The organism is Pseudomonas sp. THAF187a, from assembly GCF_009363395.1.
Classification (GTDB): domain Bacteria; phylum Pseudomonadota; class Gammaproteobacteria; order Pseudomonadales; family Pseudomonadaceae; genus Aquipseudomonas; species Aquipseudomonas khazarica.
Genome location: NZ_CP045349.1, coordinates 2,961,435 through 2,984,140, shown reverse-complemented (window position 1 = coordinate 2,984,140; position 22,706 = coordinate 2,961,435). Strand labels below are relative to the sequence as shown.

Genomic DNA, 22,706 nt, shown 5'->3' with positions numbered 1-22,706 from the left:
GAGCAATCCGTCAGCGTTGCCTATGTGATCAAAGTCTACCGCGTCCAGCGTAACAGGCAGCGGTCCCCGCTGAGGCGACGCTCGACCATCACGGCGCATAGGCTAGGCACTGAATCTTCAAGTTGTTTACGGATAAAAGCACACAAGTTTTCGATTGTGGCCGGCCCCAGATCCTGCACCTCGTCAAGTAGTCGGTGATCGAGCATCTCGCGAACACGGGCAATCTCACTTCGTAGGTAGCCTAGGTCAATTAGCATGCCGGAGGTGGCATCTGGTTGACCAGCGACGGTGACCTCCGCTTCATAGGTATGCCCATGGATGCGCCGGCTACTCTCCGTCTCTATGTCACGATTCAACGTATGGGCAGCCTCGAAGAAGAACCGCTGCGACAATTCGCAGACCGTCTTGCTATTCGAATTGACCATGGTCTCAGCGGCGGAAGAAGGGGAGGGAGGAGCAACTGCAGGCGTGGACATCAGCGGATCTCCAATATCTTGTGTGTTTGTACGGAAAGTCGCCATTTAGTATTGGCCTGACAATAAGCAATGGCAGAGCGGGTATTTTGTTTCTGCATTGGTCCATCCATAGGCTGCAGTAGGTTGTACTGAAAGTCGCTATCAGAGATGGCATCTGGGAGCAGGCCAGGCTGCGGATAGACGAGTTTTAATTCGTGGCCACTACGCTGCACCCAATCGGCCCCGGCTTTAGGGCTGACACATATCCAATCGATCCCCGGCGGTGCCGGAATGGTCCCATTGGTCTCGACTGCGATTTCGAAGCCCTGATCGTGCAGGGCTGCAATCAGGGCTACGTCAACCTGCATTAACGGTTCGCCTCCTGTGAGCACGACATAGCGATGCTCTTGGGCAACTGGCCATAGCGAGGAAACTCGCTCGGCCAAGGCCTCTGCAGTCAGGTACTTACCCCCCAAGGTTCCGTTGGTGCCCACGAAATCGGTGTCACAGAACTGACAAACGGCCCTTGAGCGGTCAATTTCCCGACCACTCCAAAGATTACAACCTGCAAATCGACAGAACACAGCTGGTCTGCCAGCCCGAAGCCCTTCGCCTTGCAGGGTGTAGAAGATCTCTTTGACGCTGTAGGTCATGCGTCATTGTCTCGCTTGAATGCTTCGAAGCCGGTCCGGCGCAACTCACAAGCAGGGCATTCGTTGCAGCCATATCCCCAGTCATGTCTGCGTTGGCGGTCTCCTAGATAACAGGTATGGGTCTCTTCTTGAACTAGTTTGACAAAGCCAGTTCCGCCAAGGTTTTTGGCTAGCTCCCAGGTTTCTTTTTTATCCAGCCACATCAGAGGGGTCTCAATAACCAACGGCATGTCCATGCCAAGGCCGAGAGAGACCTGCAACGATTTCAAGGTGTTGTCTCGACAATCTGGATAGCCTGAGTAGTCCGTCTCACACATCCCGCCCACAAGCACGCTAAGCCCTCTTCTATAGGCAATGGCGGCAGCAAAGGTAAAGAACAGCAGATTACGTCCGGGGACGAAGGTGTTAGGCAGGCCGTTCTCCTTGAACTCGATCTCCTTCTCAGATGTCATCGCGGTATCGCTGATCTGGCCAAGAAGTTTCAGGTCAAGGAAGTGATCGTCCCCTAATTTTTCTCCCCAGCGGGGGTAGTCAGTGCGAAGGCGCTGAAGAACCTGACGCCTGCACTCAAGCTCTACATTGTGGCGTTGTCCGTAATCGAAGCCTATCGTTTCAACATGATCGTATCGATCTAGCGCCCAAGCAAGGCAGGTCGTGGAGTCTTGACCGCCGGAGAACAGAACCAGTGCGTTCTTGTGCATAGTGACCTCCATTAAACCTTCATGTCGGTTTGTTTTGTCGGTATTCTTTTCTGATTTTCTGAGTTAAGAAATCTGAAAGTAGTGCGATATCGCTCGGTGTGTTTTGAACGCCATTCCAGGGGCGAATATCACTCTCAGAAAAGTTCCATTGGCCACTGGTCCAGGCAGTATGTTTTTTAAGTAAGTTTAGTCCGTCAATGAACCCATCTTTCATGGAAGTGCCGTGCTTAGCGTAAATTTCGTCCATCACGAAGCCAAGGGCAATTATTCCTGCGCCATGTTTTAATCTGGAGTGTCTTGGGCTTAGGCCGTTCCATTCGGGTCCAAATACAGTTTTTACGGCATGGAAGAAATTGTTGATGATCTCAAATGAGCGTCCCTCAAAGTCTTCGTATTGCATTAATTGTTGAATCGCTCCATCGCTGACAGAGTTCATAACTAATTTTTGCATTGCCGTATCGCTCAACATCCCTCTTGGGTTGGTGTGTTGCTTGACTTCGCAGAAAAGCGAAGAGCCAGGAGTTGAGTTGAGAAGATCAATAATGCGCGCGGCATACTTCCGTTTAGTAAAGCGCTCTGGCAATCCATCAACTGAAGGGAGCAATTCATAGATAAGGGATTTTGGCAGTGGGCGTGCATTGTTAATAAGGACAAACTGTTGTCTCAGTTCGTTGTAGTCTTTGCAAATTAATGCGGAAACGAATACTTGGAACTCACCTTTCTCCATTGTGGCTAATGCACTTAGGCGCTGCTGCCCATCGACCACGAATCCAGGCTTTTGTTCAGTGCTATCTACTACTACCTCAACAATGCTATCCCCAATATCTTTTATGGTAACTCCATCTAGAAACGCAAGAATCACAGCGTTCGGTAAAAGGGCATCCTCGCGACGAAGATAGTCACGAATCTCCTGAATATGAGAGGCGACCTGGTGGCGTTGGAATCCGCGTAAATGGCCTTCTTCATTTCGGCCGATCCTTTCGATTTCCGAGAAAGCAAGAATTTGTTTCGGGGTCGCAGCAAAAGTAAAGACGTCATGATTAGGCGCTTGCTTTGCTCGGATGCCTTTAAATCGATAGATCATTTCTTGCCTTTTCTAAAGTGCGTTGTAGGTGTCGATGGTATACGCCCAGATTATGGAATCCTCGACGCTTATTTCTATTGCTTGCCCTGAATATTATCGTTTCGACTCCTGCCGATTGGCAGATGGAACATTGGCATTTTTTCCAAGGCTTATCTATAAGAGTGGGTCTAATCAGGCGGATGCTCTTGGCTACTTCTTTTTCAAGTTCCTCCGTAGATGCAATCGAGCCTGAAAGTGTAAGTCGTAAATAGTTGCTTAGAGCACTGATGGTTGCCTCGTAGTCAGCTAAACCTTTGTCGTAATCTCGTAAGGTCTGTAGTGCTATGGCTTCTTTTTCTTGAAGTGCTTCCGCGCTGAGAACGCCCCGTTTAATGCCTTGCATTAGTTTCGGGTTTTCTATTGCTTGGGGGATTCTAATTGCGGTGTAATAGTCTAGTTTGCTTGTTGTGTTTTCTAGGTAGTAATTCGATTTTGCGTCTTTAAAGGCTCGAATTAGAGGGGACGTCGAATCGAAGCTTGTGATGCCATAGTTAGTGAACTCGTGGATTCGCTCAGCTTTGGCAAAGCCTAGTAAGTGAATATTAGTCTCCGCCTTGATGCTCGCTCGGAGTTCCTTCAGTACTTCATGTATCTGCTCGACCTTTAGCGGGACCAAGCCACCAATAGCTAGATACCGATACCCCATATCTTCGAGCGATTTTGCAGCTGCTGCCATGCTCTTGGGCGACCAGCCCTGCACAGCTCCAAGGGGTTCAAAAGGTCTGCCTGCCTCGTTCGTTAGACGAAGAAATTCTTTTGCGTTAGCAAGTGTTATGTTGTAGCGATAGATTATATCGTCATCTTGATCTTCTGCAGGTGGATTGCTTGAGTCACAATTAAAAATAATATGGTCAGGAGAGCACCCGTGAGTGAAGCCTCCATCTGCATAGAAATCTACTACTTCGGCAGGAGCATAGGCTGGGGTGGGGTGTTCTACGTAAGCAAATGCACCGCAGTCACCCATGACCATTGCATCTTTAAACTTTTGTCCATTAAGTCGAAGAAATTTTCGCGCGCCTTCTCTTAAGAAGCGTTGCTGTTCTGCTGTGGAGTAACGAACTTTAGAGTTAGACACACCCGCAGCGGGGCGTACCGCGCTCATTGACACCAGTAGTCCATCATATGGTGCGGGCGACATCATTTCATGGGCATATTGGTCGTCCCAGTATCTTTTTCTTCCTGGTGCGTTACGGTCATTGAGGAAGTCATATTCGGGATCGACGTAATCTTGTGTGTCAGCGTATAAAAATTTCATGCGCGCGAACTATTCATATATATACGAAGTAGAGTGTCCTGTAAGTGCTTAATATCCTGGGGGGTGCTTTGCACTTCATTCCAAGCAACATTGAGTAGCGGCCACTTTCCCGAGGACCAAGCGCAATGGGGGGCTATTTTTTCAACTTCTTTGCGTATGAGGCTGTAGTTGGCGTCTTGTCCGCTTATCTTGGCGCAAACGAGATCCATTATATAGCCCATGGCTGCAATGCCTGCAGAGTGCATTAGGCGACTCTCTTTAGGGTCAAGTGCCCAGTCGTTAGGGAAGCATTCTTTAACAGCCCGCCAAAATAAAACTAACAGTTGATACATTGCTTCAACGTCGGTTTTTTCTTCATCGTTTGACTTGTAGGGGTACAGGGCACCAAGGGGGTTGGTCATGCTGGTGCGGATCATCTTTATGATGGCTGTATCTGTGACTACAGCGTCAGAAGTCTCTCTGTCAGAGGAAAGTTTTATAAGTCGATAAAACGGCGAGCGAGGGTCCCGGTTTAGTAAGCCGCATAACTCGGCAGGCGCTTTTCGAGCGCTCAGTTCTCGCGGCAGGAGTATGGTTCCTGTTTCTGGTAGTAGTTCATTTATTAGCCTTGTTGGTAGTGGTTTGGCTTTGTTGACGAGAATGAACTGCTCTCGTTGAGTGGTTAAATTGTCTGATACGAACCCGACAACTGGAACTGGTAAGTCCGCATTGTTTGCTTTTGCTAGTGCCAAGGCACGTTGTTGGCCGTCAACGATCCAGGCTGATCGAAGACCTTCAGCATGAAGCGGGATTCTTAAGGTGCCAGCCTGTGCAATGCCTTCATCGCCTGTAGGTTTGCTACCGCGAGAGGCCATAAATTTTATTTCGGGCGACAGTGCTAGAATAATTGCGTTAGGGAAAAGTACATCACCTTGGTTCAGGTAATTAATAATCCCTTTTACATGGCTACGTATTTCGGGTCGCTGAAACCCTTTGAGGGTGTCACTGTCGTCCCTTGAAATTCGGCTAATATCAGCAATACGCACCAAGTCAGATCCGCGAATAAAGAGTGCGTAAACATCCAGGTTGTCGCCTTGGGTAGTGCGCAGCGCGCGCACAACAATTTCTTGATCTTTTCCGCTCATACTTTACTCCGTAGCATGCTGCGGCTTTTCAGTTCTAGCCATAAACCCCTAAAGCGAGATTGTTCGCATGCAACCAGTGCATCGTCGCGCAGGTAGCGTAGAAGGCGAGAGGAACTACCCTTCTGAGCATCCCATGCTTCAACCATTAACGCTTTCACTTCTTCATCTGAGGCGCGGCGTCTCTTTATGGTGCCTACTAGCGGGAGTGCAGACATGGCGGCGCTGACAGCTTGGTAATCTGCACTGAGGGGGTTGGTAGAGGCGTTGGTAAGTTCGACAAAGTGTCGCATAGCCCTTTGTGGGAAGTCGGCTCGGGTGCCAGCGAATCGCGAACTTTCAAGGCGATCGTCATAAGGCATAGCCAAAGAGCGGAATTGCTTCGGTAGTCGTTCAATACCGGGGCGTGAAGTGAAGAATCTCAGTTTGGACCGGTCGTCGGTCGCGACCTGTTCTAGATCGTTCGCGACTAGGTCGATGTAGTTCGCGGATAGCGCTATCAGGATGCGATTAATATCTGTGCGCTTGGCAAGTGTCGCTAATGGATTGGGGCGCTGCCAGTGATTGTTGACCGCGTCCCACCAGTCTGAAGGGGTCAGACCCATACGCGCTAGCCATGGACGAATGGAGTTGGGCTCTGCTGCGACAGTTAGATTGTAAGACGGGCAGGGTTGTTCGCCCCCGATCAAGCCTAGGCCTGTTGAGGCGAACATCAGTTCCGCATCGAGTTTCTGTGCCACCCATTTCGCGTCTTGCACGCTCCTGCCCGTGTAAAGCGACTCAGCTGGGCGAGTGAAGGTTCTTGCCTTTACCTGCTGTATCCAGGTGGCCGCCGTGGCCGCTAGCGACTGGTTCTGAGCGGTGCATAGCTCCAGAGGGGGTTGCCCCCCGAGCCGCTTGCGGTTTGTGCAGTTGGTGATGATGACGGTGCTCATGAAAACTGCTGCATCTCTGCGTTGAAGGGTTGCAGTTATTTCTGGGTATGCAATCCTACCATCGAATAACTGCATGGGGCAGCGCAATTGGTCAGTTGTGAGTCCCTTGTCGGTACCAGGTGGGGCCGCCGCTCATCTGGCATTTAACTGATGAAATGAGGACGATGTTTTGCTCACGTTTGCCGCGATTCGGGCCCGCCAGAGCCCCAATCACCAGGTTTTTTCGTTTGCAGCGACTGCTGAGCAGATCCTGGCAATCGCTTCTATTGATCGAGTGAGGCGAGATGAGTGCGGAAACCTCTCTGGTTTCCAGCGACCGCTTGTGTCAAGGCACATCAGAGAGATACGAGACTACCTGGGGCGGTCTGACTCCGTGATGCCTAATGCTATCGTTCTGGCCTTTATCGGCGGTGTTCGGGTTAGGGGTGAAGCAGGGGCTTTGGTTGAGATTGAAGTGGATGTCTCGCAAGGACCTGTTGGATTTGTGGTGGATGGCCAGCAACGTTTGTCTGCAATGGCGGGGTTGCCAGGACGTGATTTTCAACTGCTCGTATCAGCGCTTATTTGTGATACATCTGAAGAATTGCGTAGGCAGTTTATTTTGGTAAATAACACCAGTCCATTACCTAAGTCGCTGATATATGAGTTGCTGCCTGCGGTTGATGGTTTGCCCAAGCGGATGACGGATCGTGCGCGAGCGGCACGAGTGGTTGAATTGCTTAATTTTGACTCTCGCTCATCATTGCTAGGGCAGATCAAGCAGCATACGAATCCCGGGGGCGTTATTAGTGATAACGCTCTTCAGAGGCTAGTTATGAATTCGCTGTCGGACGGATACTGTCGAGAGACTATTGAGTTGTCGGATGGGGAAGATAGATGCTTTCTTGCGATAAGTGAGTTCTTTGTGGCGGTGCAAGATGTTTTTGGAGCATCCTGGCATGGGCATATTCCAAGAACTTCTAGGCTTGTTCATAGTGCAGGAATAATATCAATGGGATTCGTGATGGAGGCAGTCTGCGAGAAGGGGGCACCCTGCGCTCCGATGTTTAAAATTGGCCTTCAAAAATTAGTGGGGCATACAGCTTGGACTGAAGGCTCTGGTGAATGGATGTTTAGGAGCGGCGCTCGGTCGTGGAATTCTATCCAGAATTTGCATAGTGATATAAATGCGCTTTCTGATTATTTGACTAGGATCGTTAGAAGGAAGTCTTTCTAGATTCTAATTTTACAGTCATTACGGTGGTGTTATGTCTGAGCAATTTTCCTCGCGCGCTTTGTCTGAACAACTCTTGGTTAGAGAGTTTTCTTCTAGGCTCTTAGATTTGGTTGGAATTTTTCAAACGGAGTTGCAGAATATTTCCGTGGTGGACAAAACTTTTGCAGGCAGCGGATATGGTCTCTTGATGGAGGTGTACGGGTTGCGCACTCGTGCTTATATTCTGATGAACGATCCTGGGAATCACATCGTAAGCTCTCTGGATTTTTCTCAGCATGAAATGCTTTCGCTGATTGATAGGGTCTCTAGCTTGGTTCAGTCAAAAAATGACTTTAAGTCCGTGAGTTCTATGATTTTGTCTATAGCTACATTCACCGTCTCTCTGGGGGAGGATAGGGCGAAAATCGTGAATTTTCTGTTCAAAATGCTACGTGATGATGTTGCTGAATGGGAGCATTATTTCTCTGTCTCGCGTATGTGATGGATGGAAATATTTGAGTTGAAAGAGCGCCTCCACGTGCCCACTCCCACCGGAGAGGTCCTCTTTGCTGTAACCGCGATTGGAGTAGGCGCAATTGTTTCGTGGTGTTCGCCAGGAACCTTCAATTTTTTTGAATGACAATCTGTTGGTGTAAAGCTTTCTCTACAGATATTCGGAGCATATTGTGTCCTGCTTGGGGGCTCTACGGGGCTATTGATTTTCTTCGTGGCCCTTTGTTGAGTCGGCGAGTTTCGGACTATTTTAGGCTTAGAGGTGAGGTTGTTCGAGATTTTCATTTGGCTCGATCAGCACCGTGCTCACGTCAGAGCATTAGGGTGATGTGGGGGCATCAGATGTTGCTAGATAGACTCGATCGTCATTTGTTACATGCGGTTTATCCACGCCGAACGCACTTTGCCGTCAAAGTAATCGGGCTTCTGCTTCTATGTGTTGGCTTCCTTTTTCAGGCCGCAACCTCTGGTTAGTTTGGGGGGTGAATGAAACGCCTTGCCACTTGTGAGCGATCCAGCAGAACTCACTTGCAATGTTGCTCCAGCAACCTTCGACGACTAAGGGACTTTTGCGGGGAATCGTTGATAACCGCCGGATAGAGTAGAGCAATGGCTGCAGCGAGCGCCCAAATTTATCCTAATAAAATCAATGCTTTATAAGGTCGACCTCCGGCATGGGGTGCAAAGGGTAGAGTGTTCGAATCATTCCGTCCCGACCAAGCGACTCCAATGGGAGCAGCCAGTTGAGAAATCACTGGCTGTTTTCGTTTTTGAGCTACGGGCATTCCTGGCGATTGAGGTGATATCCAGATCGACGCCGCTTCAGACACAGGTTTGCATGTTCGGACAATGAGTCAGCGAGCTTCTGGCTGGCAGCAGACGCTGAAGAGCGCAGGATAAAAACCTCGCCAGCAAGTGAGGCTATGACGGGGCCCTCAATCAACCGCTTCCTTGCGTGCTGGCGATAGCGAAAAGTCCAGGGCTTCGGCGAGCAATTCCTGGTCGCGCTCGCCGGTGAGTTGACCGACCAGCTCCCACTGCTGGTCCAGTTCCTCGTTGATGGCTTGCATGCGTTCGATCATGCGTTTGGCAGCCTTCTGCACAGTGGCGTCCTGGCTCTGCAGCTGATCGAAGGCCATGGCCGTCAGGGAGGCCGTCATGTGGGTCATGCTGCGAGCCATCAGGCCCAGTAGCTGCAGTAGCTGCTCTTCCTTGGCAGACATTGCGTGCTCCTATCGAGTCCAGGCTCCAGCTTAGCTGAATGGCCCGGAGTTCAGTTACGCATGTGTGTAAGCCTATTTCCATAGTTGAGGTACTACGTTGGCCCCAGTCCATTCGGACTTGTCTGGCGGGGCCGAGGTGTCCGAATAGCCTTGCGCTGATCGGGTCGAATCGACTCGCCGTGGATACGCGGCGTGCAGCTCTGCTTGCCGGAAATAGCGGCTCAGACCTGGCCTAGATGGAGGTCAGCCTCTTTTCCATGGGCTGGAAAATCAACCCGGCGAACTCGCCAACTTCGCCGGTCAGGATGAATCCATAGCGCTCGTAAGCTTTCACCGAAGACAGCGCTGCTCGTACCGTCAGCACGTCGCCTCTGGCATGTTCCATCGCCGCGTCGATCAGGCGCTGGCCGATGCCTTTGCGCTGGCAATCCGGCGCCACGAACAGCATCGCCACATGGCGTCCTTCCTTGAGCTCGATCAGCCCCGTCAGCGCGCCATCCTCCAGGCAGCCGAGCATGAGGTTGTCACCGGCCATGCGCTCGGCGAATGCCGCTGCGTCTGCCAGCTTGCTGAAGGTCTCCACGCCCTGGGGCGGCTGCGAGGGCGCGACCGCCAGCATGAATGCGTCCATGCACAGGGTGCTGGCGCTGGGGAGGTCGTCGCGGGTCAGTTCACGGATCTGCATCCTGTTCATCCTTGTCCGGGCAGGTCTGGTTGAAAACGCGGGGGCGCTGCTGGCCGGAAGCGGGGCTTGCTCTGTTCCCGGCGCCTTGCGATTGCGCTCAAGTCGACGCCTTGCCCGCCGACTAAACGGTGTAACGCCGCGCCTGTTCATCTATAACTCAGGGTAGGCATCTGGCGCGGGTACCCTGGCCAGGGCGCTTGTACGCAGATGGCACAGGCGATGGAGTATCGCAGCAACTGATCCTGCTGGTGGAACTAGGAGCGTTCGTAAGCAGTTCTGGTAGCCCCTTGTAGTATCCCTCCCAAGTAGGAGTAATCGCATGGCTTTGGTCCCCGTTAGACTGTCCCAGCGCTTGACCCTGGGTTGCATCGTGCTTCTGATTCTCACCGCGCTGGCGGTGTTCTCGGTGATGGCCTTGCGTGGGCAACCCCGTGTGGTGGCGGCCAGTGGTGAGCTGATCGAGCAAACCGGCAGCGCCATCGTGCGCCAATTGGCGTTGCAGCTGGCGCGTATCGAGGGGGTGACGGCCAGCCTCGCGCATCTGGCCGAGGTGCTGCCGCGTGAGGAGGCGCTGTATCGCGATAGCCTGCCGAATCTGATCGACAATCAGGGGGACCGGGCGATCGCCGGTGGTGGCGTCTGGCCCGAGCCAAATGCCTTCAGTGACGGCGTCGAGCGCCGCAGTTTCTTCTGGGCGCGTGGGGCCGATGGTCGCCTGAGCTACTCGGACGATTACAACGCGGCAGACGGGCCTGGCTATCACAACGATGCCTGGTACACCGGCGCCCGTAGCAGCAAGCTCGGCCAGTGCCTCTGGTCGGAGGCCTATCAGGATGCGGTGACGGGGGTGCCGATGGTCACCTGTAGCGTGCCATACCAGCTGAGTGGCCGCTTTGCCGGGGTCGCCACGCTGGACCTGTTGCTGGATGATCTGGCGCGCTTTCTGACCGAGCAGGGCAAGGTCACCGACGGCTATGCCTTCGCGCTCGATCAGGCCGGGAACGTACTGCATTTTCCGGGCATGACCGGCGGCAAGGGTGGCGCGATGGTCAAGTTCGCCGACCTGGCGCAGCAGCACGGCTGGCTCAAGCCGATTCAGGATGCGTTGAGCGGCAGCAGCGCCGGGGGCATTCGCAACATTGATCTCGAACAGGATGAGCAGCTCAACCAGGCCAGTCGCGTCAGTCTGTTCGTGATGCCGGACACCGGCTGGGTCATCGGCCTGGCGACGCCGCAGGAGCGGGTCACGGGCCTGGCCCATGCGCTGACCTGGGAAATTCTGCTGTTTCTGTTGCCCTTGCTGGCGGTGCTGCTGGCGCTGGCCTGGCTGGCAGGGCGCAAGTTGATCGGTCAGCTGGAGGAAACCACTGCGCAGATCGATTCGCTGGGGCGCGGCTCGGCCAGCCGTGATGTCGAGTTGAGCGTGGAGCGCGAAGACGAAATCGGCGCACTGCGCCACGCCGTCAATCGCTACGCCGGACAGTTGCGCACCATGCTCCAGCGCATTGCCGAGGAAGCCGATCACCTGCAGGCCGAGGCCGCGCAGCTGGGCGGCCTGAGCAGTACCCTGGCGGGGCGTGCCGAACAGCAGCGGCAGGAGAACACGCAGTTGGCTGCCGCGATCACCGAGATGTCGTCGAGTGCGCAGGAGGTGGCGCAGAACACCAATGACTGCGCCGACACCGCGCAGAGTTCGCTGGTCGTCGTGCAGCAGGGGCAGCAAAAGGTTGCGTCCAACAGTGCGGCGATCAAGGCGCTGTCCACGGAAATGGCGGGTGCGGCCTCGGTGATCAGCCAGCTGGAGAAAGACAGCCAGCAGGTAGGGGCGGTGCTCGATGTGATCAAGGCCATCTCCGAGCAGACCAATCTGCTGGCCCTGAACGCGGCCATCGAGGCTGCGCGTGCCGGTGAGCAAGGCCGTGGATTCGCGGTGGTGGCCGATGAGGTGCGTACCCTGGCGGGCAAGACCCAGTCCTCGGCCAATGAAATCGGCAACATGATCAGTGCGCTGCAGCAGGCGTCACGCCAGGCGGTGCAGGCGATGCAGGCGGGGGAGGCGCGCACGGAGCATGCGGTGGTCGAGGCCGAAGGTGCTGCCTCGGCGCTCTCCAGTTCGGTACAGAGCTTCGACGATATCTCCCAGCGCGCCCAGCAGATCGCCGTGGCGGCGCAGCAGCAGAGCCACGTCACTCAGGAGATCAACGAACTGGCGGTGCGCATCCACAGCATCAGCGAGGAGAACGCCCGCGATGCCCAGGCGCTGGATGAGGTCAGTAGCGCCATGCAGGCGCTGTCGTCCCGCTTGACCGGGTTGAGCCGGGGCTAGTCAGTAGCGTTTCGGGGCTCGGCGCCAGTCCGCAGCCCTGAAGCTCCGCCGAGTTTTCTGAAAAAAACGCGACTTGGGCAAAGACCCTCTATTCTTAGAGTGATGCCACCTTAAGGGAATGGCTCAGCAGCGGTGGGCTGTCAGCAGTGATCGTCGGCATCTAGGGAAACGCGCTTCATTCAGGCTGCTCTTTCCTGATCGACAACGGTTCTGTGGCCTCGCTATTGGTACGTCCAGATGGACCAGATCCTATCCCTCCTGTCGGAGACCGTTCCCCAGGCCCGCTCCCTGGAACAGTTGGCTCGCCCTCTGCTGGCGCTGCTCGGCCAGCTCACGGGTATGGAGTCGACCTACCTGACGACCATCAACCTTGAACAAGGCTTTCAGCGGGTCGAGATCGCCCGCAACACGGGGCCGATGGTCATCCCCGAAGGGCTCGTGGTGCCCTGGGCTGACACTCTGTGCAAGCGGGCTTTGGAGGAGAACCGCCCGTACTCGGACAACGTTTCAGAGTGCTGGGGCGATTCCGACGCCGCCCAGGCGCTGGGAATAAAGACCTACCTGAGTGCGCCCATCCGTTCCCAGGCCGGCCATGTGCTGGGTACGGTCTGCGCGGCAAGTTCGCAGCAGGTCGCCTGTTCGCCCAAGGTCGAACCGGTGCTGCGCTTGCTGTCGACGCTGCTGGGCTACTTTCTGGAGCGCGAGCTGCTGGTCGAGCAACTCCAGGCTGCCAACGCCGAGCTGGCCACGCTTGCCCTGACCGACCCTCTCACCGGCCTCGCCAATCGGCGCGCCATCCTGCGCGACCTGGAGCATCTGTATGCCCTGGCGCAGCGGGATAACAGGTACGTGCTGATCGGGGTCATCGACCTGGACGGGTTCAAGCTCATCAATGACGTCTATGGCCACCAGGCCGGCGATCACTTTCTCCAGGGCGTGGCCAACCAGCTCAAGCGCAGCCTGCGCAACAGTGACAGCGTTGGCCGCGTTGGCGGTGACGAGTTCATCGTCATTGCCCAGGGCGCATCGCCGGAAAGCGCGGCCCTGGACCAGGAGCTGAGTACCGCCGCCAGCCTGATGCAGGAGCGCCTGAGCCGCGCGACGATCGGGCGCTACCCGTTGGGCGATGGCGTGGAGGCCCTCGACTATCAGGGCGCGAGCGTCGGGGTGGCTGCCGTGATGCCCGCCGAAACCACCGCCGAGGAAGCCATCATCCTGGCGGATGGCGAGATGTATCGCGTCAAGCAGCAACGCAAGCGTCAGCGCTCATAGGCGCGGCGCACCGAGCGACTCCTGCAGCCATCGCGCACCTTGTCCGAAAATGCTGGCAAACTTGCGCTTCGATTCTCGACAGGAGTTAGTCGATGTCCGTCAGCCCGGAGCTGTCGCCAGGCCTCATCGTCATTCACGGTAACCACCTCGAAGAGCTGCGTGCGCTCTCGGTGGCGTGGATGCGCCGCTATCCGCTGCGGCCGCTGGAGAATGAGGTGCTGCTGGTGCAGAGCAACGGCATCGCGCAGTGGCTCAAGCTGGCGCTGGCCGAACGCGATGGCTGCGGGATCGCGGCGGCGCTGGATGTCGACCTGCCTGCGCGCTTTCTCTGGCAGGCCTATCGCAGCGTCCTGGGGCGTGATGCGATTCCCCAGCAATCGCCGCTGGACAAGGCGCCGCTGACCTGGCGCCTGATGCGCCTGTTGCCGCAGCTGCTGAGCGACGACGCGTTCGCTCCGCTGCGGCGCTTTCTGGCCGATGACCAGGATCTGCGCAAGCGCTATCAGTTGGCCGAGCGCCTGGCGGATCTGTTCGACCAGTACCAGGTCTACCGCGCCGACTGGCTGGAAGACTGGGCCAACGGCCAGGATCGTCTGCGCACGTCGCGGGGCGGCGAGCGCCCTCTGGATGACGCATCGCTCTGGCAGCCCGCATTGTGGCGTGCACTGCTGGCGGATGTCGGGCAGGAACACCTGGCCGAAAGTCGCGCCGGGGTGCACCCGCGCTTCGTCGCCCGCCTGGGGGAACTGGACAGCCGGCCAGCGGGCCTGCCCCGGCGCATCACGGTATTCGGTATTTCCTCGTTGCCCGCGCAGATGTTGGAGGCGCTGGCGGCCATGGCGCGCTTCAGCCAGGTGATGCTCTTCGTGCACAACCCCTGCCAGCATCACTGGGGCGATATCGTCGAGGACAAGGACCTGCTGCGCCACGAGTACCGTCGCCAGCGGCGCAAGGGCAATCCCGCCGGGCAGATCGGCCTGTTCGACGAGGCGGAGATGCACCAGCACGCCCAGCCGTTGCTGGCCGCCTGGGGCAAGCAGGGGCGCGACTACATCAACCTGCTGGATCAGTACGACGAGCCGCAGCGCTACCGCGAGCAGTTCGAGCGCATCGACCTGTTCAGCCCCGCTGCGCAAGGCGGCCTGCTGGGCCAGGTGCAGAACGACATCCTCGATCTGCGCCCACTCGAGGAAAGCCGGCGCACCTGGCCGGCGCTGCGGCCCGGAGAGGATCAGTCGTTGCGTTTCCACGTCGCGCACAGTGCCCAGCGCGAGGTCGAGGTGCTGCACGATCAGCTGCTGGACCGCTTCAGCAGCGACCCGAGCCTGCGTCCGCGCGATGTGATCGTCATGGTGCCCGACGTCAACACCTACGCCCCGCACATTCAGGCGGTGTTCGGCCAGTTCGCCAGCGACGATCCGCGTTTCATTCCCTTCACCCTGGCCGACCAGGGGCTGCGCGGCAAGGAGCCCATGGCGATCGCGCTCGAGCACCTGCTGCGTTTGCCGGAGAGCCGCTTCAGCGTCAGCGAGGTGCTGGACCTGCTGGATGTGGCGGCGCTGCGTGCGCGCTTCGCCATCAGCGAGGAAGCGCTGCCGACCCTGCGCCGCTGGCTGGAGGGCGCCGGCATCCGCTGGGGGCTGGACGCCGCGCAGCGCGAGACGCTTGGCGTGGGCCACGGCCTGGAGCAGAACACCTGGCGTTTCGGCCTGCGTCGCATGCTGCTGGGCTATGCAGTCGGGCGTGGCCAGGCCTACGCCGACATCGAGCCGTTCGATGAGATCGGCGGGCTGGACGCCGCGCTGATCGGCCCGCTCAACCGCCTGCTCGATGCGCTCGACGCGTTGCTGGAGAACCTGCGCGAGCCGGCCAGTCCAAGCGCCTGGGGCGAGCGTTTGCGCAGTCTGCTCGAGGCGTTCTTCCTCGCCCAGGACGAGCGCGACGAGGTGCTGCGCAATCAGCTGCTGGAGGCGCTGGACACCTGGCTCGAGCTCTGCGAAGGCGCCGCGCTGGAAGAGCCACTGCCGTTGGCGGTGGTGCGCGAAGCCTGGCTCGCCGGGCTGGACCAGGGGCGGCTGAGCCAGCGCTTCCTTGCTGGTGCGGTGAACTTCTGCACGCTGATGCCCATGCGCGCGATTCCGTTTCGGCATGTCTGCCTGCTGGGCATGAACGACGGCGACTACCCGCGCAGCCAGACGCCGCTGGATTTCGATCTGATGGCCGGCGACTACCGCCCCGGCGACCGCTCCCGGCGTGAGGACGATCGCTATCTGTTGCTGGAGGCGCTCCTCGCCGCGCGTGACCACCTCTATATAAGCTGGGTGGGGCGCAGCGTGCGTGACAACAGCGAGCGGCCGCCCTCGGTACTGATCGGCCAGTTGCGTGATCACCTGGCCAGCGCCTGGCGCCTGGAGGACGGTAGCGATCTGCTGCACGCGCTGACCACCGAGCATCCCTTGCAGCCTTTCAGTCGTCGCTACTTCGCCGGCGACACCTCGCTCTACAGCTATGCCCATGAATGGGCGGCGCTGCATGGCCAGTTGCCGGAGGCGCAAGGCGCTGATGCGCTGCCAGCCTGGGAGGAGGGCGGCACGCTCACGCCCGAGCTGTTGCAGAGCTTCCTGCGCGACCCGGTCAAATGCTTCTTCACGCGCCGGCTCAAGGTGCACCTGGATGAACAGGCCCAGCGTCAGCTGGACACCGAACCCTTCGCCCTGGACGGCCTGCAGCGCTACCAGTTGCAGGAGCGCCTGCTCAAGGCGGCGCTGCTGGCCGAGGAGGAGGCTCCCGAAGCGGCACTGACGGTCGCGGCCGAGCGCTTGCGCCGCAGCGGGGTGTTGCCACTGGCAGGCTTTGGCGAGCAATACCGGCAGGCGTTGCTGGCGCCACTGCCTGCGCAGGTTCTGCGATATCGCGCGCTGGCTGAACGCTGGCCGCATGCCCTCGAGTCGCCCTTGCCGCTGCATTTCGTTCAGGCCGATGTGCTGCTGGACGGCTGGTTGAACGGTTTGCGCCGCAATGCTGACGGCGCCCTGGCCAGCCTGCAGGCAGTACCGGGGGCGCTGGCCAAGGAGGGCGCGTGGAAGTGGCACCGCCTGCTGCGGCCTTATGTGTTGCATGTGATCGCGGCAGCCTGCGAGCTGCCGCTGACCACCTTGCTCGTCGGGGAAGACCGCTCGCTGGCCTTCGACCCTGTACCTGTCGAGCAGGCTCGCGAGATCCTCACCGTCTGGCTGCAGGACTGGGGCGAGGGCATGCGCGCGCCGCTGCCGGTCGCTCTGAAAACCTCGCTGGCCTGGCTGCATGACGGCAACGAGGACAAGGCGCGTGCGGTGTACGAGGGGGGATTCAACATGACCGGTGAGGTGGCGGGCAGTGCCAGTCTGACGCGGCAGTTCCCCGATTTCACCCGCCTGACGGCCGATGGCGCGTTTGCCGAGTGGAGCGAGCGCCTGTACCGGCCTCTGCTCGACAGTGCCCCGCGCGCGCTCGAGGAGGTGCAGTCATGAGCGCCGTTCAACGTCCGCTGGCCCTGCGCTTTCCGCTGCACGGCAGTCGCCTGATCGAGGCCAGTGCCGGCACGGGCAAGACCTACACCATTTCCGCCCTGTACCTGCGGCTGATTCTCCGTCATGGCGATGACGCGGCGTTCGCCGAACCCTTGCTGCCACCGCAGATCCTGGTGGTGACCTTCACCGATGCCGCCACCCGCGAGCTGCGTGACCGCATCCGTGCCCGCCTGGTGGAGGCGGCGAGTGTGTTTCGCGGTGACGGCCAGGGCGATGCCTTGCTGGCGACGCTGCGCGATGACTTCGACTCCGCCCAGTGGCCCGATTGCGCCCGGCGCCTGGAGCTGGCCGCGCAGTGGATGGACGAGGCGGCCGTCTCCACCATTCACGGCTGGTGCCAGCGCATGCTGCGTGAGCATGCCTTCGACAGCGGCAGCCTGTTCAGCCAGACCCTGGAGACCGATCACAGCGAGCTGCTGGCCGAGGTCGTGCGCGACTACTGGCGGCAGCATTGTTACCCCCTGCAGGGCGCGGCACTGAACTGGGTCGCACAGCAGTGGGGCACGCCGGACGGGCTTGGCGTGCGCCTGCGTCCGTTGCTCGGGGAGGCGGCCGAGGTTTCCCCGCAAACGCTCGGCGCCTTGCTCGACCAGGCATTGAGTGCCCGCGAAGTCGAGCTGGCGGCGCTGAAGGCACCCTGGCCGACATGGATCGAAGAGCTGCAGCTGCTGCTCGACCAGGCCGTCGCCGACAAGCAGGTGGACGCGCGCAAGATCCAGGCGCGCTACTACAACCCGTGGCTGCACAAGCTGCGGGAGTGGGCGAGCGGCGAGGAGGCCGTGGTCGATCTGGGAACCGGCTTCAAGCGCCTGACGCCCGATGGCCTGGCGGAAGCCTGGAAGGGCGAGGCGCCGCAGCATCCGGCACTGCCGGCCATGGCCGAGCTGGAGGCGCGCCTGGGCGCACTGAGCGATCCGGGCGAGGCGGCGTTGCGTCATGCCGCCGCCTGGGTGCATGCGCGTTTCGACTGGGAGAAACGCCAGCGCGCCGAGATGGGCTTCGACGACATGCTCACCCGCCTCGATGTCGCCTTGCAGGGCGAGAACGGGCCGCGCCTGGCGGAGGTCATCCGCCGCCAGTTCCCGGTCGCGATGATCGACGAGTTCCAGGACACCGATCCGCTGCAGTACCGCATCTTCGACACCCTCTACCAGGTCGAGGCCAACCGCGAGGACTGCGGGCTGTTCATGATCGGCGACCCCAAGCAGGCCATCTATTCCTTCCGCGGCGCCGACATTCACACCTACCTGCGCGCACGCCGCGCGACCCATGGGCGCCACTACAACCTGGAAACCAACTTCCGCTCCAGCCAGGCCATGGTCGATGCGGTCAATGCGCTGTTCCTGGCAGCGGAGCGACGTGAGACCGGCGCCGGCGCCTTCCTGCTGCGTGATGATCTGCCGTTCATCGAGGTCGGTGCGCAGGGCCGCAAGGAATGCTGGACGGTCCAGGGCCAGGAGCAGCCGGCGCTGACACTGTGGCACCTGAGTACGGATGAGCCGCTATCGAAGAAGGCCTACGTGGAGGCGCTGGCGGGTGCCGCCGCGAGTGAGATCGTCGCGCTGCTCGACCAGGGGCAGAAGCAGCGGGCCGGCTTCCTGCGCGGCGGTGAATTGAGCGCGCTGCAGCCCAGCGACATCGCCGTGCTGGTGCGTGACTTCAGCGAGGCGCAGGCGATTCGCAGTGAGCTGGGTGCGCGCGGGGTGCGCAGCGTCTACCTGTCGGACAAGGATTCGGTATTCGCCGCCCAGGAGGCGCGTGACCTGCTGCTATGGTTGCGCGCCTGCGCCGAGCCGGATCAGGACCGCCCGCTGCGCGCGGCCCTGGCCAGCGCCACGCTGGGCTTGCCACTGAGCGAACTGGAGTGCCTCAACCTCGATGAGCGCAGCTGGGAGCGTCGCGTCATGCAGTTTCGCGGCTATCGCCAGTGCTGGCAGCGCCAGGGCGTGCTGCCGATGCTGCGCCTGCTGCTGCAGGACTTCAGCCTGCCGCAACGCTTGATGGGGCAGGACGATGGCGAGCGGGTGCTGACCAACCTGCTGCACCTGGCCGAGCTGTTGCAACAGGCCTCCAGCGAGCTGGACGGCGAGCAGGCGCTGATCCGTCACCTCTGCGAGCTGCTGGCCGGCGAGGGGCAGGGCGCTGACGAACAGGTATTGCGCCTGGAAAGCGATGAGGCGCTGGTGCGGGTGGTGACCATCCACAAATCGAAGGGCCTGGAGTACCCCTTGGTATTCCTGCCATTCATCTGCGGCTTCCGCCCGCTGGATGAGAAGAAGCCGCTGCTGGTGCAGGACGGCGAACGCCGCCGCGTGCTGCTCAAGGCGGACGAGGAGGCCTTCGAGCGCGCCGAGCGGGAGCGTCTGGGCGAGGACCTGCGCCTGCTCTACGTGGCGCTGACCCGCGCGCGGCATGCCTGCTGGCTGGGTGTGGCGGATCTGAAGATCGGCAACGCCAGGAAGTCGCGGCTACACCAGTCCGCACTCGGCTATCTGCTGGGCGGTGGCGAGGCGCTGGTGCAAAGCGCCGATCTCGAGGGCTGGTTGCGCGCCTTCGGCAGCGCTGCCGGCACTCGTCTGCAGGCGCCGCCCGAGGTGAGCGACACGCGCTATCAGCCACAATCAGCCGCTGCCTTCCAGGCGCAATGGCGAACGCCGGTGCGACGTGCGGCCGAGCACTGGTGGATCTCCTCGTACAGTGCACTGCGCCTGGACGAGGGCGAGCAGCGCAGCGTCCAGCGTCACGAAGATGCGGCGCCGGACAGCGCGGCCATCCAGAACGCCACGGATGATGAAGGCGCGGTGCTGGAGCAGCCCGGCATGCCGGTGTCTGCGCAGGGCTTGCACCGCTTCCCGCGTGGGCCCAGCCCAGGCACCTTCCTCCACGGATTGCTCGAGCTGGCTGCCAGCGAAGGATTCGCGCACTGCCTGGAGCAGCCCGAGGTCATGCGTGACCTGCTGGCCCGGCGTTGCCAGCGACGGGGTATGCAGGGCTGGATCGAGCCATTGCAGCACTGGCTGGCGCAACTGCTGGCGCAGCCCTTGCGCCTGGCCGAAGGCAGCGTGGCCAGCCTGGCGCAGCTGGATGACTACCAGTCGGAGCTGGAGTTCTGGTTCGAGGCGCGCCAGGTCGACGTGCGACGCCTCGATGCGCTGGTGCAGCGCTTCGAGTTGCCCGGCCTGGCCCGCCAGCCGCTGCGGGCCGATACGCTCAATGGCATGTTCAAGGGATTCATCGACCTGACGTTCGAGTATCAGGGGCGTTATTACGTGCTCGATTACAAATCCAACTGGCTGGGCGCTGACGACAGCGCGTACACCACCGAGGCGATGGCCGAGGCGGTGGCCAGTCACCGTTACGACCTGCAGTACGTGCTTTATGTGCTCGCCCTGCACCGGCAGCTGCGTTTGCGGCTGGCCGACTACGACTATGACCAGCATCTGGGCGGCGCCCTCTATCTGTTCCTGCGCTCGCCGCACAACGGGCAGTACCTGGCGCGTCCGCCACGGGCACTGATCGAGCAGCTCGACGCACTCTTTGTCGGCGATGCCGGGGAGGTGCCGGCATGAGTGCGGTATTGCAGACGCGGGAGGCGCTCTTCGAGATGCTGGCCCGCTGGAGCGAGCAGGGCTGGCTGCGCGAACTGGACCGTTCGCTGGCGCAGTTCTTCGCCGGGCTGGATGAAACGGCTTCGCCGCTCATGTTGCTGGCCACCGCGCTGGCCAGTCATCAGCTGGGGCAGGGGCATGTGTGCCTGGACCTGGCGGTCACCCTGAACGATCCGGACTTCGCACTCTCGCTGCCGCCGGAGGGCGAGGAGGCCGAACAGGGGCTGGCGTTGCCATCGCAGGTGCTGCAGGCGGTGAGCCTGGAGCAGTGGCTGGATGCTTGCCGGGCCAGCGCGCTGCTGGCGCCGGAGCTGGCGGCGCCACTGGTGTTGCGGGGTACCTGCCTGTACCTGCGGCGCTACTGGGACTACGAGCAAAGTGTCGCCGCGCATATCCGCAAGCGCCTGCAGGCCACGGCGCAAGAGCCGGAGCGCCTGGCCGAGCGCCTGGCCCGGTTGTTCCCGGAACCCTTGCAGGTGGCCGGTGAGCGTCAGGCCGACTGGCAGAAGCTGGCCTGCGCCCTGGCTGCATGCGGACGCTTCACCCTGATCACCGGCGGCCCGGGGACTGGCAAGACGACCACTGTCGTGCGCCTGCTGGCCCTGCTGCAGGAGGCTGCGGTGGCCGAGGGCGCTGCGCTGCGCCTGAGCCTGGCGGCGCCGACCGGCAAGGCTGCGGCACGGCTGACCGAGTCCATCGGTGGTCAGGTGGCGTCGCTGCCGCTGGATGACGCCATCAAGCAGCAGATCCCGACCACGGTGACGACCCTGCATCGCCTGCTGGGAAGCCTGCCGGACAGTCGTCATTTCCGCCACGACGCGAGCAACTCGTTGCCGCTGGACGTGCTGGTGGTGGACGAAGCCTCGATGATCGACCTGGAAATGATGGCCAACCTGCTCGATGCGCTGCCGCTGCATGCGCGACTGATTCTTCTGGGAGACAAGGACCAGCTGGCCTCGGTGGAGGCGGGGGCCGTGCTGGGCGATCTCTGCCGAGATGCCGAGCAGGGCGGCTACAGCGCGCAGACCCTGGCCTGGTTGCAGGCGCGCACGGGAGAGCAACTGAATGATGCGTCGCTGGTCGAGGGGCAGCAGGCGCTGGCGCAGCATATCGTCATGCTGCGTCATTCCAGGCGCTTCGGTAGCGACTCCGGCATCGGCCAGCTGGCACTGGCGGTCAACGCCGGTGACGCGAGCCGTGCCAGGGGCGTGCTGGAGGCGGGGCATGACGATCTGCAGCGGCTGAAACTGGCTGGCGAGCAGGATGCTGCGCTGGAGCGCTTCATGCTCGATGGCGTCGCTGGCCTGGCACAGGGTTACAGGCACTATCTAGATGTGTTGCATAGGCAGCGCCCGGCCACTGACGCCCCCTCGCTGCAGTGGGACGGCTGGGCCAGGGCGGTACTGGGTGCATTCGACCGTTTCCAGCTGCTCTGCGCGGTGCGCAAGGGAAACTGGGGCGTCGAGGAAATGAATCTACGCATCGCCCAGGCCCTGCAGCGAGCCGGTCTGCTGGCTGCCGACCACGGCTGGTACGAGGGGCGGCCGGTGCTGGTGACGCGCAACGACTACAGCCTGGGCCTGATGAATGGCGACATCGGCATTGCACTGAACCTGCCGGATGATGAGCTGGGGCGCCAGGTATTGCGCGTGGTCTTCCCGCGCAACGATGGCAGTGGCGAGTTGCGCCATATATTGCCCAGTCGACTGAGCAGCGTGGAGACCGTGTTCGCCATGACCGTGCACAAGTCGCAGGGCTCGGAGTTCGAGCATTGCGCGCTGCTCATGCCGGACGCGCTCAACCCGGTGCTGACCAAGGAACTGGTGTACACCGGAATCACCCGTGCCCGGCGCTGGTTCAGCCTGATCGAAAGCCGTACAGGCATTTTCGAGCAGGCGGTGCTGCGCCGTGTCGAGCGTCGCAGTGGCCTGCGCGAAGCGCTGGAGGCGGCCGAGTAATAAAATTGCAATTTAAGCTTGACGCGTGTTCTGTGGGTTGTAGAATGCGCGCCACTTCAGCGATGAAGCTCTTCGAAAACTTCTTGTTAATCAATAAGTTAAGTTTAAAAGAGG

General features: G+C 59.8%; 16 protein-coding genes. 7 read left to right on the top strand and 9 right to left on the bottom strand.

Annotated elements, in window-relative coordinates:
• Positions 1–35 precede the first annotated feature (35 nt).
• Genes FIV02_RS13910 through FIV02_RS13880 form a run of 7 tightly spaced genes read right to left on the bottom strand, consistent with a single transcriptional unit; the run spans position 36 to position 6,243 of the window.
• Positions 36–476: a 6-carboxytetrahydropterin synthase gene (locus tag FIV02_RS13910; protein ID WP_218571692.1), complete on the bottom strand. Its 441-nt coding sequence runs from the start codon at positions 474–476 to the stop codon at positions 36–38.
• Positions 476–1,108 (bottom strand): 7-carboxy-7-deazaguanine synthase, encoded by a 633-nt coding sequence (gene queE / locus FIV02_RS13905; RefSeq protein ID WP_152488949.1) that lies wholly within the window; start codon positions 1,106–1,108, stop codon positions 476–478. The genes FIV02_RS13910 and queE overlap by 1 nt, the downstream gene beginning before the upstream one ends.
• Complete coding sequence (gene queC / locus FIV02_RS13900) at positions 1,105–1,809, bottom strand: 7-cyano-7-deazaguanine synthase QueC (protein ID WP_152488948.1); 705 nt, start codon at positions 1,807–1,809, stop codon at positions 1,105–1,107. Before queC ends, queE begins: the two co-directional genes overlap by 4 nt.
• 19 nt (positions 1,810–1,828) lie before the next feature.
• Positions 1,829–2,893, bottom strand: coding sequence for a DGQHR domain-containing protein DpdB (gene dbpB / locus FIV02_RS13895; protein WP_152488947.1), 1,065 nt, complete (start codon positions 2,891–2,893; stop codon positions 1,829–1,831).
• Positions 2,877–4,187 (bottom strand): tRNA-guanine transglycosylase DpdA, encoded by a 1,311-nt coding sequence (dpdA, locus tag FIV02_RS13890; protein WP_152488946.1) that lies wholly within the window; start codon positions 4,185–4,187, stop codon positions 2,877–2,879. The genes dbpB (FIV02_RS13895) and dpdA overlap by 17 nt, the downstream gene beginning before the upstream one ends.
• Positions 4,184–5,311: a DGQHR domain-containing protein DpdB gene (gene dbpB / locus FIV02_RS13885; RefSeq protein WP_152488945.1), complete on the bottom strand. Its 1,128-nt coding sequence runs from the start codon at positions 5,309–5,311 to the stop codon at positions 4,184–4,186. The genes dpdA and dbpB (FIV02_RS13885) overlap by 4 nt, the downstream gene beginning before the upstream one ends.
• Positions 5,308–6,243 carry a hypothetical protein gene (locus tag FIV02_RS13880; protein WP_152488944.1) on the bottom strand — a complete coding sequence of 312 codons (936 nt, stop codon included), beginning with the start codon at positions 6,241–6,243 and terminating at the stop codon, positions 5,308–5,310. Before FIV02_RS13880 ends, dbpB (FIV02_RS13885) begins: the two co-directional genes overlap by 4 nt.
• A gap of 169 nt (positions 6,244–6,412) precedes the next feature.
• Between FIV02_RS13880 and dbpB (FIV02_RS13875) the strand changes: the two genes are divergently transcribed.
• Both dbpB (FIV02_RS13875) and FIV02_RS13870 read left to right on the top strand, forming a co-directional pair.
• Positions 6,413–7,459, top strand: coding sequence for a DGQHR domain-containing protein DpdB (dbpB, locus tag FIV02_RS13875; RefSeq protein WP_152488943.1), 1,047 nt, complete (start codon positions 6,413–6,415; stop codon positions 7,457–7,459).
• Between the two features lie 31 nt (positions 7,460–7,490).
• A complete protein-coding gene (locus tag FIV02_RS13870; protein WP_152488942.1) occupies positions 7,491–7,940 on the top strand; it encodes a hypothetical protein in 450 nt (149 codons plus the stop codon).
• 946 nt (positions 7,941–8,886) lie between these two features.
• Here the strand turns inward: FIV02_RS13870 and FIV02_RS13865 are convergent.
• Together FIV02_RS13865 and FIV02_RS13860 are read right to left on the bottom strand one after the other, a co-directional pair.
• The gene (locus FIV02_RS13865) at positions 8,887–9,174 is read right to left on the bottom strand and encodes a hypothetical protein (protein WP_150605599.1); all 288 of its coding nucleotides are present in this window, start codon (positions 9,172–9,174) and stop codon (positions 8,887–8,889) included.
• 232 nt (positions 9,175–9,406) lie between these two features.
• Positions 9,407–9,859: a GNAT family N-acetyltransferase gene (locus tag FIV02_RS13860; RefSeq protein ID WP_152488941.1), complete on the bottom strand. Its 453-nt coding sequence runs from the start codon at positions 9,857–9,859 to the stop codon at positions 9,407–9,409.
• Between the two features lie 370 nt (positions 9,860–10,229).
• Between FIV02_RS13860 and FIV02_RS13855 the strand changes: the two genes are divergently transcribed.
• From FIV02_RS13855 to recD, 5 genes are all read left to right on the top strand, one after another.
• Complete coding sequence (locus FIV02_RS13855; RefSeq protein ID WP_256662963.1) at positions 10,230–12,185, top strand: methyl-accepting chemotaxis protein; 1,956 nt, start codon at positions 10,230–10,232, stop codon at positions 12,183–12,185.
• Positions 12,186–12,422: 237 nt separating this feature from the next.
• Positions 12,423–13,457 (top strand): sensor domain-containing diguanylate cyclase, encoded by a 1,035-nt coding sequence (locus tag FIV02_RS13850; RefSeq protein ID WP_152488939.1) that lies wholly within the window; start codon positions 12,423–12,425, stop codon positions 13,455–13,457.
• Positions 13,458–13,549: 92 nt separating this feature from the next.
• Complete coding sequence (recC, locus tag FIV02_RS13845) at positions 13,550–16,966, top strand: exodeoxyribonuclease V subunit gamma (RefSeq protein ID WP_152488938.1); 3,417 nt, start codon at positions 13,550–13,552, stop codon at positions 16,964–16,966.
• Complete coding sequence (gene recB / locus FIV02_RS13840) at positions 16,963–20,595, top strand: exodeoxyribonuclease V subunit beta (RefSeq protein WP_152488937.1); 3,633 nt, start codon at positions 16,963–16,965, stop codon at positions 20,593–20,595. The genes recC and recB overlap by 4 nt, the downstream gene beginning before the upstream one ends.
• The gene (gene recD, locus FIV02_RS13835; RefSeq protein WP_152488936.1) at positions 20,592–22,592 is read left to right on the top strand and encodes an exodeoxyribonuclease V subunit alpha; all 2,001 of its coding nucleotides are present in this window, start codon (positions 20,592–20,594) and stop codon (positions 22,590–22,592) included. Before recB ends, recD begins: the two co-directional genes overlap by 4 nt.
• Positions 22,593–22,706: the final 114 nt, after the last annotated feature.